The sequence below is a fragment of the Acinetobacter calcoaceticus genome (assembly GCF_016508255.1).
Lineage (GTDB): Bacteria > Pseudomonadota > Gammaproteobacteria > Pseudomonadales > Moraxellaceae > Acinetobacter > Acinetobacter calcoaceticus_E.
On sequence record NZ_JADVKT010000002.1, the window covers coordinates 751,728 to 765,732 of the forward strand.

General features: G+C 38.0%; 9 protein-coding genes and 1 pseudogene. 8 read left to right on the forward strand and 2 right to left on the reverse strand.

The features are described from left to right. The first annotated feature begins 5 nt into the window (after positions 1-5). The 3 genes and pseudogenes from I5515_RS07515 (at position 6) to I5515_RS17540 (ending at position 2,561) form a co-directional block, all read left to right on the forward strand. Positions 6-1,670 carry a (2,3-dihydroxybenzoyl)adenylate synthase gene (locus I5515_RS07515; RefSeq protein WP_199965482.1) on the forward strand — a complete coding sequence of 555 codons (1,665 nt, stop codon included), beginning with the start codon at positions 6-8 and terminating at the stop codon, positions 1,668-1,670. Positions 1,671-1,691: 21 nt separating this feature from the next. Then, positions 1,692-2,342 (forward strand): annotated as a pseudogene (locus I5515_RS07520) (isochorismatase family protein); the annotation flags it as partial. A gap of 30 nt (positions 2,343-2,372) precedes the next feature. Further along, entirely contained in the window at positions 2,373-2,561 is a 189-nt protein-coding gene (locus I5515_RS17540) for a phosphopantetheine-binding protein (RefSeq protein WP_235823111.1), read from the forward strand. Between the two features lie 54 nt (positions 2,562-2,615). Here I5515_RS17540 and I5515_RS07525 read toward each other — a convergent pair whose 3' ends face one another. Further along, positions 2,616-5,777, reverse strand: coding sequence for a multidrug efflux RND transporter permease subunit (locus I5515_RS07525; protein WP_199965484.1), 3,162 nt, complete (start codon positions 5,775-5,777; stop codon positions 2,616-2,618). A 217-nt stretch (positions 5,778-5,994) separates the two neighbouring features. Here I5515_RS07525 and I5515_RS07530 point away from each other — a divergent pair, with 217 nt between their 5' ends. Both I5515_RS07530 and I5515_RS07535 read left to right on the forward strand, forming a co-directional pair. Continuing rightward, positions 5,995-7,956 (forward strand): TonB-dependent receptor plug domain-containing protein, encoded by a 1,962-nt coding sequence (locus tag I5515_RS07530; protein WP_199965485.1) that lies wholly within the window; start codon positions 5,995-5,997, stop codon positions 7,954-7,956. Positions 7,957-8,096: 140 nt separating this feature from the next. Further along, positions 8,097-8,498 (forward strand): transcriptional repressor, encoded by a 402-nt coding sequence (locus I5515_RS07535; protein ID WP_199965486.1) that lies wholly within the window; start codon positions 8,097-8,099, stop codon positions 8,496-8,498. Positions 8,499-8,555: 57 nt separating this feature from the next. Here the strand turns inward: I5515_RS07535 and I5515_RS07540 are convergent, their stop codons facing one another. Beyond that, positions 8,556-10,337, reverse strand: a complete 1,782-nt coding sequence (locus I5515_RS07540) for a bifunctional metallophosphatase/5'-nucleotidase (protein WP_199965487.1) — start codon at positions 10,335-10,337, stop codon at positions 8,556-8,558. Between the two features lie 306 nt (positions 10,338-10,643). Between I5515_RS07540 and ppk1 the strand changes: the two genes are divergently transcribed. The 3 genes from ppk1 (at position 10,644) to pqqB (ending at position 14,005) form a co-directional block, all read left to right on the forward strand. Continuing rightward, on the forward strand, positions 10,644-12,719 hold the full coding sequence (gene ppk1 / locus I5515_RS07545) for a polyphosphate kinase 1 (RefSeq protein ID WP_199965488.1): 2,076 nt from the start codon (positions 10,644-10,646) through the stop codon (positions 12,717-12,719). 224 nt (positions 12,720-12,943) lie between these two features. Beyond that, positions 12,944-13,018, forward strand: a complete 75-nt coding sequence (gene pqqA / locus I5515_RS07550; RefSeq protein WP_001982218.1) for a pyrroloquinoline quinone precursor peptide PqqA — start codon at positions 12,944-12,946, stop codon at positions 13,016-13,018. A gap of 75 nt (positions 13,019-13,093) precedes the next feature. Further along, a complete protein-coding gene (gene pqqB, locus I5515_RS07555) occupies positions 13,094-14,005 on the forward strand; it encodes a pyrroloquinoline quinone biosynthesis protein PqqB (RefSeq protein WP_199965489.1) in 912 nt (303 codons plus the stop codon).

Here is a 14,005-nt window from a genome sequence, read left to right on the forward strand (position 1 = left end):
AATAGATGCCAATAAAAAATTATTTAATGGGAGCTGTACCATATCCAGAAGAATTTGCTGAGGCTTACCGTAAAAAAGGTTATTGGCTTGGACAAAACTTGAGTGATTTCTTGCGTGAAATTACTCAAAAATACCCGCAAAATATAGCGGTATATGATGGTGATAAAGTCGTCAGTTACACTGAGTTTGACCATTTAGTCGATTGCTGTACGAGCCACCTATATCAACATGGGCTAAGAGCAGGTGATAAAGCGGTTGTACAAATGCCGAATCACTATCAGTTCTATGTTTTATTTTTTGCACTGATTCGGCTTGGTGCTTTACCTGTGATGTCTTTACCTGCACATCGCTATGCAGAACTCAGTAGTTTTTTCAAACAAACCCAAGCAAAAGCTTATTTCTGTGCTGATTTTGGTGCACAAAAATTTGATTACCGAGAGCTTGCTGAAAAGCTTCAGCAAACAGCTCCTTGCTTACAACATGTATTTGTACTTGGAAATGCCGACAAATTTGTAGCGATTCAAGGCCTATTAAAAGAAACCCATATTTTGGATGAGGCGATTGCTCCAACTACGGCAGATCAGGTTGCTTTTTTACAACTTTCAGGTGGAAGTACCGGGGTTCCTAAACTGATTCCACGGACCCATGACGACTATCTATATAGCGTACGTGAGAGCGCGAAAATCTGCCGTCTTAATCAGTCATCACGTTTACTCATGGTTTTACCCGCGGCACATAACTTTTCAATGAGTTCGGCAGGTTCTTTAGGTATTTTTTATGCTGGTGGTGCTGTGGTTTTAGGCACTGATCCAAGCCCTGAAGCTGCTTTTTCATTGATCAAAAAACACGGTGTAACTGACGCATGCCTTGTTCCCGCATTAGTTCGACCTTGGATGGATAAAGCTGCAAAAGATCAAGATTCAATATTATCAACTTTACGTTGTCTGCAAGTTGGTGGAGCACGATTACCCGATGCGGTTGCCTCAAGACTTATTGATGAGTTTCAAGTCAATTTGCAACAAGTGTTTGGAATGGCTGAAGGGCTGGTGAACTACACCCGTTTTGGCATGACCAAAGATCAGATCGTTCATACACAGGGTTTAAAAATTTCAGAAGATGATGAAATTTTAGTTCTGGACGATAACGACCAAGCTGTTGAAGCTGGGCAGGTAGGCCACTTGCTTACACGCGGCCCATATACCATACGTGGGTATTATCACGCACCCGAGCACAACGAACGTTCTTTTACACCGGATGGTTTTTATCGGACAGGCGACTTGGTTCGAATTCGAGAGGATGGCTGCATTGTAGTAGAAGGGCGTTCAAAAGAACAAATCAATCGCGCTGGTGAAAAAATTGCGACCGAAGAAGTTGAACAAGCTTTATTAACCCATCCACAAATTCGCCTAGCAGCGCTGGTCGCTATGTCTGATGAAGTCATGGGTGAAAAAAGCTGTGCCTTTGTTGCATGGCAATCACAAACTGATGACCCAAGTCCAATCCGTTTGGGTATGTCAGTACGCCAACATCTAAAAGACTATGGACTTGCAACCTACAAAATTCCAGATCGAGTCGAATTTATCGAACAATTTCCATATACAGCCTTTGGAAAAATCGACAAAAAAAGATTACGTCAACAACTTGAAACTAAAACCAATGTTCTTGCTTAAAGATAAAAAAGGAAAAAATTGATGAGTATTCCTAAAATTACTGGCTATGACATGCCTCAAGCCCATGAGTTTACACCGAATAAAACACATTGGCAGTTGCACACCAACCGCGCCGTTTTATTAGTACATGATATGCAGCAATATTTTTTAGATTTTTATGACCAGACTCAAGCACCAATTCCTGAGCTCATTAAAAATACCAAAGAACTGATTGAAACTGCGCGTAAGTTTAATATCCCGGTGGTCTATACCGCACAGCCTGGTAACCAGACACCTGAACATCGCCAGTTATTAACTGACTTTTGGGGAACTGGCCTAAAAGATGATCCGAAAATCACTCAAATTTTGCCGGAAATTACCCCGCAGAAAAATGATACCGTCTTAACAAAATGGCGATATAGTGCCTTTAAATTTTCACCGCTTGAACAACTCATGCGTGAGTCAAACCGTGACCAGCTCATCATTTGTGGTGTTTATGCTCATATTGGCTGCCTCATGAGTGCAGCAGAAGCTTTTATGCTAAATATTCAGCCGTTTTTATGTGGTGATGCACTCGCTGACTTTAGCCGCGAAGAACACGATATGGCTTTGAAATATGCAAGTACACGTTGTGGGCAAGTCATGACAACTCAGCAAGTTACGCGCGCATGGGCACTTGAACAAGCTGCATCACCACTTACTCAAGAAGGGATTGTCTTGGCGGTGAGTGAACAATTACAAATTCCTGCTTCAGACATTCAGTTAAATGATGATTTACTCATGCTTGGACTTGATTCGGTACGACTCATGACATTAGTGGGTAAATGGCAAGCCTACGGCGCACAGGTGAGCTTTGAAGATTTAGCTGAACAACCAACACTAGAAGTTTGGATTGATAAGCTAGTCGCTTAAATTCAAAGAATAAAAAAATGGCAGATTTAATATCTGCCATTTTTATTTTAACAGTTAGAAGGATGTATTGTCTTTTTTAATACGACTATTCAATCTTAAAGTTCGGCTCAACCATAGTTTGCTCATGGACCACTTAAAATTTGGTACGCTATGAACCATAACAAAGAAGAATACAGTAAATAGCGGTACCAGTAATGTACCAAACACGACACTACCGAATACGCTCATGCCAATTTCATAACGACTGGTAGCGCCTGCACCTGTTGCAAAAATTAAAGGAATAACACCCGCACCAAAAGCCAGCGATGTCATCAAAATAGGACGCAACCGCAAAGCCAATCCCTCACATGCGGCAGTAATTTTACTTTTACCTTGCTCGACTGCTTTAGTTGCAAACTCAACAATTAAAATTGCATTTTTACAAGACAAGCCAATACCTGTTAATAGGGCAATTTGAAAGTAAACATCATTGGGTAAATTAAAAATTTGAGCAAAAATAACAGTACCAGTAACACCTAAAGGAAGCCCTAATAAAATAATAAAAGGAACTTTCCAACTTTCGTATAAGGCAGCCAAACATAAGAAAATAAATAAAATAGAGATGAGATATAAAAAAATCGCTTGGCGGCTAGACTGTTGTTCTTGTAACGAGAGGCCACTCCATGCAACATCTACGCCAGCCTGTTTAGCTACCATATCACTAAGCTCTTGCATTGCTTGTCCGGAACTAAAGCCTGAACTAATATTTGCCTCAAGTTGTATAGCAGCTAAACCCATAAATCGAGTAAGTGCTTCTGGTCCACCAGTCCACTGACTTTGAGCAAAATGGGCGAGAGAAAGCATGCCACCAGAGTTATTACGTACATGCCAATAACCTAAATCTTCAGGTTTAGAGCGGAATTCTGCATCGCCTTGCATAATAATTCTTTTAATTCGGCCTCTTTCAACAAAGTCTCCCACATAGTTGCCACCCCAAGCAGTAGATAAAGTCGAACGAATTGCTTGCTGGTCAATTCCTAACATTTTGGCCTTATTTTGATCGATCTGAATAAAGACTTCGGCTTTATTTTCACTCACAAGGGGACTTAAATTTTCAAAGGCAGAATAATTCTTAGATGCATTTTCTAAGGCTTTATATTGTTTGATTAATTCATCACGCCCTTGACCATTTACATCTCTAAGCCAAAGTTCCAAAGCATCAGACTGCCCCAAACCAGAAACGCTTGGTGGCATTCCTACCATGACTTTGGCTGGTAAGTTTTTTTGCAAGTAAGCTTGAGCACGTTCACGAATAGCACTTGCAGTATTTGCTTCACCTTTACGTTCATTCCAATGTTTGAGTGAAACAAAAGCCATTCCTAAATTTGGACCACTCCCTGAAAAGTTTTGTCCATTCACGACCAGTACCGTATTAATATTTTTAGCTTCATGCTCGAAAAAATAGTTATTGACGAGTTTCCCGACTTCTTCGGTTTGGCTTATTGACGCGCTATTATGCAAACTATAGGGAACTGCCAGTAAACCCTGATCTTCATTAGGAATAAAGCTAGTAGGTAAGCCACGATAAATTATGAATAAAAGTACAGCTATGCCTACCACTAACAGGCAGGAAAACACTTTAAATTGAATTAAACGAACTGATACGAAACCAAAACCAGATCTAATTTTTTGAAGTGCAAGCTCAAGCTTTTGTCCCCATTTAGGTTTTTTATGCTGCTTTTTTAATAAAACTGCACATAGGGCTGGTGTAATTGTCATAGCAACAAATAACGATAACAACATCGCTGCTGCTAATGTAATGGAGAACTGGCGGTAAATCATGCCAGTTGAACCACTAAAAAATGCCATGGGAATAAATACAGCGGTTAACACCAATGTAATACCGACCAAAGCTCCACTAATTTCTTGCATCGAAATTAAGCAAGCCTCACGCACATTTAATTGTTGCTCATGCATCAACCTTTCAACATTTTCAACCACTACAATGGTGTCATCGACCAGTAATCCGATCGCTAAAACCAAAGCAAACAGAGTGAGGGTGTTAATGCTCATTCCAAACAGGTACAACACAATAAATGTGCCACTAATGACGATGGGAACCGTAATTGTTGGAATAAGAGTTGCACGCCAATTTTGTAAAAAGAGATACATCACAATCACAACAAGCACAATGGCTTCAAGCAAAGTGATAATGACCTGCTTAATAGACTCTTCAATAAATGGTGTATTGTCTCGCGGATAAACCACTTTATATCCAGCTGGTAAATGCTGGCTAAGCTGAGCCATTTTTTCTTTAATAAGTGCAGAGGTTTCAATTGCATTGGCATCTGGGCTAAGCGAAATACCTAAACCTGCCGAGGGATAGCCATTAAGTGTATTAATGCTTTCATAATTTTCTGCACCCAATTCGATCCGTGCAACATCTTTTAAATAAACCAGACTGCCATCAATATTTGCTTTAACGACTACCGATTTAAAATCATCTATTGTTTTTAAACGTGAACCTGCTTTTACTTTTGCATAAATATTTTGGTCAGAAGCAGAGGGCATTGCACCAATCGAACCCGCAGCAATCTGGGTATTATAATCTTCAAGAGCCTTTTCAATATCACTCGGTACAAGTTGGTAATTTCTAAGCTGATTTGGGTTCAGCCAAATGCGCATAGCATAACTTGAACCAAACACATCAACCTCACCAATTCCTTGCAACTGACTTAAAGGCTGTTCAAAGTGATTCACCATGTAATCTGATAAATCAATATTGCTGGCTTTTCCAGTTTGATCGTACAAACCCACAATAAGCAGCATATCACCTGTGGTTTTCCAGATATTTACCCCTTGTCGCTGAACTTCTTCAGGCAATCGGTTCAATGCACTATTAATTCGGTTTTGTACTTGTAATTGTGCTTTATCAATATCAGTTCCAATTTTAAAATGGATATCGATGCTACTTGTTCCAGACGATTCACTATTAGACGTAAAGTAAAGCAGGTGATCTAGACCTTTTATTTGTTGTTCTAAAATTTGTGTCACGCTTTCTTCAACAGTATCAGCAGATGCACCACGATAATTGGCAACAACCGTGACACTGGGCGGTGCAAGGTTAGGATAACGCTCAACAGGCATTGCTAACGTCGTGAAAAATCCAAAAATAAGAATAGTAATTGCAATGACAGAAACAAATATGGGGTGATAGATAAAAAAACGAGAGAGCATTGTTATGTCAACTTTAAACTTGTTTTAGATAGATTTTTAGGCACACAGAAATGCAATCATAAAGCTTTTTTTACCATCAAACAATAATGATTATCATTATATTATTAATACTTATTTTTATCTTGAACCTAAAAAGTCATGAGTATATGATGCACCCCATATTACAAATGATAATAATTATCATATGGTAATAATTATTTAAAATAGGGGTCAAGCAATGACATTAAACAAAAAGACTTTGGTGGTCGCCATCTCAACATTACTTCCATTTGCAGTACAAGCAAATGCGGACACCGAAATATCTGACAAAAATGAATCTGTTCAGAAACTTAAAACAATTGTGGTTTCAGCAGCATTAAAAGAACAAGACGTCGATAAAGCACCTGCATCTATTAGCGTGATTAGCAGCGAAGATATCGAACGCAGTGCGGCACTTAGCCTTGCAGATGTATTACAAAAACAGGCTGGGGTTTATAACTACAACAGTGGACAAGACAAAATTGTTATACGAGGTATGCTCAACACATCGGGTAACTACACGCTAATTTTACTCAATGGTAAACGCATGTCATCCAATGGAGCGATGTGGCGAGGTAATGACTTTGACTGGAGTGCGATTCCTTTAAATAGCATTGAGCGTGTTGAAGTGATTCGTGGCCCGATGTCATCACTCTATGGTGCAGATGCTATGGGTGGGGTAATTAATATCATTACCAAGAAAGCCGAAGACGGGCAACTGCATGGTTCGGTCTTTGGGCAATACAACCGAGCAGACCGTGGAAATGGAAAAGATCAATTCCGTTACGGATTTAACTTATACGGTGGCTTAACCGATAATTTAAGTTTTACTTTGGCAGGAGATGCTTATAACCGCGACGCATGGTATCGAAACGGTAAACCAGATCCAGATGGAGCATACTTTGTAGAGAAAGATACTAAAAACGTAAATGGTACTTTAAGCTGGAATATTAATGATCAACAAACTTTAGATCTAGATTTAGGCTATAACAACGATAAACGCCCACTTACGCAAGATGCACCTACATCAATTCAAGAATCAGAAATGAAACGTACCAATGTGGGAGTTGCCCACCGCGGGAAATGGGAATGGGGTAAAACAGAAGCTTATATTGGAAAAGAAACAGCCAAAATTTATGACTATGACAGTGAATATGATGCACCACAAAGCCGTCACTATAAGCAAGAAAACCTAATTGGCCGTGCCTTTGCCAACTTTGACTGGCTGATGAATAACACCACAGCTGGTTTTGATTATAAAGACCAGAAAATTACAGATGTTGTGAGTTATATCGGCACTGGGAAAAACCAACAGAAGAGCTACGGCGTATTTGCTCAAAATGATACCCATATTAACGATGCGCTTACTTTAACTTTAGGTGGTCGTTATGATGACTTTGATGATTTTGACGGCAAATCGACTGGTAAAGCCTATTTAACCTATGAGCTAGCTGAAGGTGTAGTTCTTAAAGGTGGTGTAGGACAAGCTTATAAAGTTCCAGCGCCTGCTCAGCTAGACATCAATTATTCAATGATCTCTTGTGGTGGTAGCTGTCACATTCGAGGCAATCCAGATTTAGCACCCGAAGAAAGTACAAACTATGAAGCATCCTTAATTGTGACACGTCCAAACTGGAATGCAGGTGTTACGGTTTTCCAAAATGATGTGAAGAACTTAATTGAAGCCATTACCTTAAGTGATGGCGATCCACGTTTAGTCGGCGATTTTAGAAAAATCTGGACCAATGTGAGCCGTGCAGAACTTAAAGGGGTTGAGCTTACAGGTGGTTATGATTTCACTGACAATTTAGGCGTTAAAGCAAACGCAACTTACCTCGATGCAAAAAATAAAACCACAGGTAAAGACTTAACAGAACGACCTGAATGGCTTGCCAATGGCTCAATTTCTTGGGCACTCGTTGAAGACTTCCGAGTAAATGCAGGGGTGAGCTACGTAGGCAAACAAATGTACTCTGCAACTAAAGAGTTACCAGCTTATACCACCTATGACGTGACATTTACTTCACCACTTTCACCACGTTTAACATTGGACTATGGTGTAAAAAACCTAACCGATGTTGATCTGGAAGATAAAAATAAAACCTTCAACACTAAACTCTATGGACGTAACTATTTTGTAAAAGCAACTTATAGTTTCTAAGATTTAACTAGGCTCAAAGCTTGTTCATAGGGAAATAAGCTTTGAGTTTTCTTATTAAAAATATCCATAATTTTCAGTTAAGTATAGACAAAATAATTTTTAAAAATTTCTATACTCCTCAACATTAAGGCTAAATCAATATGACGGCAACTTCAAAATCATTATTAAATGGACTACCGATAAAAAAATCGAGAATACAGGTTTTTGAAATTTTAAATCAAAATCCACAAGGCTTAAGTGCAGTCAGTATTTATGCACAAATTAAAAATGAACATAAAATAACACTAGGAACGATTTACCGAATTTTATCGGAATTTGAAAATCGTAAACTCATCAAAAGAGTGTTCTTAGGAAAGAGTAAAAGTATCTATAAGCTTAGAAAAGATAAAATGAGCTGTAACTTAATTTGCCTAAAAACAGCAGAAGCGACCAGTTATGAGCATGAAAAAGTGAAAGAACTACTTTATGAAGTCATAGATGTTATTTTTGCAAACACTGGAGCAGACATCAGTAGCATTGAACTTAATCTCTATACAGAATAAAAGTTTATATAAAAATAAAGGACAGCCGAAACTGTCCTTTATTTTTCTTGAATTAAGTTATTTGATAACTTTAATTCGGGTGGTTGCTGGAGTAATTAATGGTGAGTTTTTCGTAATATAGCTTTCTAGTGCATCGATATCCTGACCACCACCTACACGGTTTTGACCATCTTTTAATACAGTAAAGTTGTCACCACCATCCGCTAAGAAACTATTTACAGTTACGCGGTATACTTTAGTGTCGACCAATGGTGAGCCTGCAACCATAATATTGCTTACTCTTGGAGATACAGAAGCATTTGCCGCATATTGATAACTTAACTCTTTCGAAGGTTGTAAAATTTTAACTGAATTGGCATTTGCCCCAGACCATTGCTGCTCAAGAACATCTCTAATCTGTTTGCCAGTTAGACTCAAAGTCACAATAGAGTTACCGAAAGGTTGAACCGCAAAAACATCACCAAAAGTAATTTGGTTACTGCTATTAATGAGTAGATCAGCACGTACACCACCTGGATTCATTAATGTAAAGTCTGAACCCTGATCACTTGCTTTGAGGGCGTAAGCTTGCTGTGCATCAGCAATCATATCTCCTAACGGGCTTTCACCACTCTCCACTTGAGTACGATTCACAACAGTAGTGGAAGTTCCGACAACACGACTTGAAATAGTGGTTACTGCTTGACGATATTTATCTAAAATAGCTTCGATACTTGGGGTCTTACTGAATTTTTGATAAAGATCTGAAAGGCTTACAGTAGTTGTACCAGATGTATAGGCTTCACTTTGTATCGGAATTTGTTTAGCGTCTTTTTTAATAATGTCGCCAGTTTTACCATCTAGCTCAATTTTAATATCTGTAATAAGGGTGCCATATTGACCTGCTGAGGTAAGTAAGAACGGTTTAGCCGGATTTTTAGTTGCATAATCACAAATATAAGATTGATGAGTATGTCCAGAAACCACAATATCAACTGCTGGATTTAACTTATCTAAAATACCTATAATAGGTCCACTTAAACCATCACATGTTTTTTCATTAAGCTTAGTACTCTGTGCCGCACCTTCGTGTACCACAACGACAATTGCTTGAATTCCTTGCTTCTGCAATTCAGGAATGAGGGCATTTACTGTATCTGCCTCATCACGGAACTCAACATCTTTAATACCAGCCGCAGAAACAATACTTGGAGTAGCTTTAAGCGTTAAACCAATAAATGCGACTGGAATCCCGCCATAAGTTTTGATTTTGTAGGCTGGAAAAATCGTTTTACTCGCATCGTTTTTCATTGCGACGTTAGCTGCAAGGAAATTAAATTTTGCCCCACCAAAATTTTTATTAATTTGACAAGGAGGGGTGCTGGTATATTGCTGACAGCCACCATTTTGTAAACGACGTAATTCATCTGTACCGCGGTCAAATTCATGGTTCCCGACCGCATTAAAGTCAATTTGAATATCATTCATGACATCAATGGTAGGCTCATCCAAAAATAATGAAGAAGTCAGTGGAGAAGCACTAATTAAGTCACCTGCTGAAACTACTGCATTATTTGGATTTTGAGCTTTGAGCTTCTTAATTGCATCAGCAAAATAACTCACACCACCCACCGGAATACGAACAGTTTTAGACGCATCATTTGGGTTAGCTGCATCAACGTAGCGCTTAGGTGGTTCTAAATTTCCATGAAAGTCATTAAAAGCTAAAATATCTACAGTCTGGTTACTTCTTGGCGCTGGTGTAGTTGATCCATTATCATCGTTATCATTACAGCCGACTAACACGGCCATTGCTAGACATAAAGCTGATGTCTTAAATAATAAATTTAAAGTCGTCATTTTTTTATCAATTGGTTAATTAAGGTGTATAAAAAATACGCTTTTTGTATGAATATTTGATGAAAAGTGAATGTAACCTCAAATAGAGTGATCTTTAAAAAATTAATGCTAAGATGAGGTCAGGTAAATATAAAGAAAAGGAATGAATAAAGCACAAAAGAAAGAATTACTTTTAATTTTTCATAAAAAATTCATAAACTTGTAATAAAGCAGTTACAAAATATCTGGTGAATAAAATCGCTTTTAAATTATTAAATTAACCCTTTTTATTCATATTAATTTTTTACCACTTAATAAGAGTCAAGAATGACATCATTGCCTACTTTATCTAGCTCAACCCAGCATAATTTAGAAACTTATATTAATAGAGAACTCTCTTTATTAGAGTTCCATAAACGAGTGCTTGCTCAAGCAAAAGATATTGAACACCCATTACTTGAACGCTTAAATTTTTTAATTATTTTTTCACGTAATCTGGATGAATTTTTTGAAATTCGTGTGGCAAGTTTAATTCAAAAAATTAGCTTAATGAGTCAAGTAACTGGACCAGAGGGGCTGCCATTACCAGAGGTATTAAAGCAAATTTCGAAAAATGCTCATGAAGCGGTTGAAGAGCAATATAAAATTTTAAATTATACTTTGTTGCCCCAACTGCAAGGCTATGGCGTTCATTTTATTCAACATGCAGACATCTTAGAAAAACATAAAGAGTGGATTAAAGAATACTTTTTTAAAGAAGTACAACCTGTCGTTACTCCTATTAGTCTTGATCCTGCACATCCATTTCCAAGATTGGTTAATAAAAGCCTTAATTTTATAGTGACCCTAGAAGGTAAAGACGCTTTCGGTCGCCAAATTGATTTGGCGATTGTGCCAGCGCCACGTTCCTTACCAAGACTTGTTAAAATTCCAGAGCATATTTCTGGTGGTGCTGAGCATTACATTCTATTGTCCGCCATTATTCATCAACATATTTCAGATTTATTTCCTGGTATGAAAGCGACGGGGTGCTATCAATTTCGAGTAACCCGAAATGCTGATTTAACTGTATCTGAGGATGTAGAAGACTTAGCCGAAGCCTTAAAAGGTGAGTTATCTTCACGTCGCTTTGGACAAGCCGTTCGCCTCGAAGTAGGCAAAAAATGCCCTAAGGAAATTGCAAATTATTTATTAGAACAATTTGATTTAGATGCTGAACATCTTTATTACGTAGATGGACCAGTAAATTTAGCCCGTTTTATTTCGAATTTTGATTTGCCAGATCTACGCTATAAACCTTATCAGCAGGTCTTGCCTCCGCTTCTCTATAACAAGAAACCAATTTTCAGTGTATTAAAAGCAGGGGATGTTTTACTACATCATCCATTCGATTCTTTTGCGCCTGTCATTAAGTTTCTTAGAGAAGCAGCACAAGATCCAAATGTGTTGGCAATTAAACAGACCTTGTACCGTAGTGGCGCAAATTCTGAAATAGTTCAACTGCTTGCAGAAGCTGCACGCAACGGAAAAGAAGTTACTGCTGTTATTGAGTTACGTGCACGCTTTGACGAAGAGTCCAATATTGAAGTTGCTAACGTACTCCAAGAAGCTGGTGCAGTCGTAGTTTATGGAATTGTGGGTTATAAAACTCACGCCAAGATGATTTTAGTTGTTCGCCGTGAACAAGATAAAATTAAAAGATATGTACACTTAGGTACAGGTAATTACCATGCAGTGAATGCCAAAATTTATACAGATTTTGGTTTACTTACGAGTGATGCCGAAATTTGTGAAGACGTGCATAAAATTTTTCAGGAACTCACTGGCATGGGTAAAATGGCGAAGCTTAAAAAACTTTTTCATGCACCGTTTACCTTGCACTCACAATTGCTTGAGTTGATTGATCAAGAAACTAAAAACAGCCTAGCAGGCAAAAAAGCCCATATCATCATTAAAGTGAATGCGCTCACTGAACCACAGCTCATTAGTGCACTTTATAAGGCATCACAAGCAGGTGTACAAATTGATTTAATTATTCGTTCAATTTGCTGCCTAAGACCCCAAGTTGCAGGTTTATCTGAAAATATTCGTGTACGTTCAATTATTGGCCGTTATTTAGAACATACTCGCGTTTACTATTTTTATAATGACGGCGATACAAAGGTTTACTGTGCAAGCGCAGACTGGATGGAACGTAATTTGTTCTCTCGGATTGAAACATGTTTCCCTATTGCAGATAAAAAATTGAAGAAACAAATCATTGAAGATGGTTTAAATAATTATTTAAGAGATAATCGTCAAGCATGGGAATTGCAAGCAGATGGGACATGGGTGCAATTCCAACCTAGACGTGGGCAACAGCTTTATATTGCACAGCAGCATTTAATGAATTTGTCTGTTTAAAACAGCAGTCACAACAGTATTTTAAACTGTTGTGACTTTTTAGAAATTGATTTGAATGTTATTGAGTTATTAAAATTTGGACAAAAAACACAATTATCGAACAATATCTTAGCTAGAGGTTGTCTACAAACCCAATTTTTTTATTTAGAATAAATTTTTAATTACCTTATAAGATTTAATCAAGTGATTAATTTCACAAGATTAATATTCACCGGAGATAATTTATGCAATGGACTAAACCAGCTTTTACTGATTTACGTATTGGTTTCGAAGTTACAATGTACTTTGAAGCGCGTTAATTAGCCTCACACAAATACAGCATAAGCCCTAGTCTTGTTCTAGGGCTTATCTCTTTCTAATAAGATATTAATTTTATGTATATTCATGTTTTAGGCTCAGCTGCAGGAGGTGGGTTTCCTCAGTGGAATTGTAACTGCCCCAACTGCCATGGTGTCCGTACAGGAACAATTCAGGCAAAGACCCGAACTCAATCATCAATTGCAGTTTCTGAAAATGGAACGGACTGGGTTTTATTAAATGCATCACCCGATATTCGTCAGCAACTTTTCGAATTTAAAGCCGCACAGCCTGCACGTAAATTACGTGATACAGGAATAACGAGCGTCATTTTGATGGATAGCCAACTCGACCATACCACTGGGCTTTTAACCTTACGTGAAGGTTGTCCAATGAATGTATGGTGTACAGAAATGGTCTATCAAGATCTAACTACAGGCTTTCCAGTTTTTAATATGCTCAAACACTGGAATGGTGGTCTTCAATACCACGAGATTGATCCTAAGCAAGCTTTTAAAATTGATGGCTTTGAAAATTTAGAATTTTTACCTTTAATTATTAAAAGTGCCGCACCGCCATATTCACCACATCGTAATGACCCACATGACGGTGACAACATTGCTTTAATCATCAAAGATCATAAAACACAAAAACAGTTATTTTATGCACCAGGCCTTGGAAAAATTGATGATCACATCATGCAAATTATGCAAAATTCAGATTGCGTCATGATTGACGGCACACTCTGGACAGATGATGAAATGCAACAAACGGGTGTTGGTAAAAAAACTGGACGTGAAATGGGCCATTTATATATTAGCGGTGAAGGTGGTTCATTGTCTCATTTGAATCAACTCAGTAAACCTAAAAAAGTGCTTATTCATATTAATAATACCAACCCAATTCTAAACGAAAACTCTGTGCAGTTTGCCGAGCTTAAAGCAAACAATGTAGATGTTGCCTATGATGGCATGCAGATTGAACTCTAA

Excerpts from the sequence above, each read along its gene's own strand:
- pqqB (WP_199965489.1), top strand. The coding sequence starts at position 13,094 with ATGTATATTCATGTTTTAGGCTCAGCTGCAGGAGGTGGGTTTCCTCAG.
- I5515_RS07525 (WP_199965484.1), bottom strand. The coding sequence starts at position 5,777 with ATGCTCTCTCGTTTTTTTATCTATCACCCCATATTTGTTTCTGTCATT.
- ppk1 (WP_199965488.1), top strand. The coding sequence starts at position 10,644 with ATGACATCATTGCCTACTTTATCTAGCTCAACCCAGCATAATTTAGAA.
- I5515_RS07540 (WP_199965487.1), bottom strand. The coding sequence starts at position 10,337 with ATGACGACTTTAAATTTATTATTTAAGACATCAGCTTTATGTCTAGCA.
- I5515_RS07535 (WP_199965486.1), top strand. The coding sequence starts at position 8,097 with ATGACGGCAACTTCAAAATCATTATTAAATGGACTACCGATAAAAAAA.
- I5515_RS07515 (WP_199965482.1), top strand. The coding sequence starts at position 6 with ATGCCAATAAAAAATTATTTAATGGGAGCTGTACCATATCCAGAAGAA.
- I5515_RS07530 (WP_199965485.1), top strand. The coding sequence starts at position 5,995 with ATGACATTAAACAAAAAGACTTTGGTGGTCGCCATCTCAACATTACTT.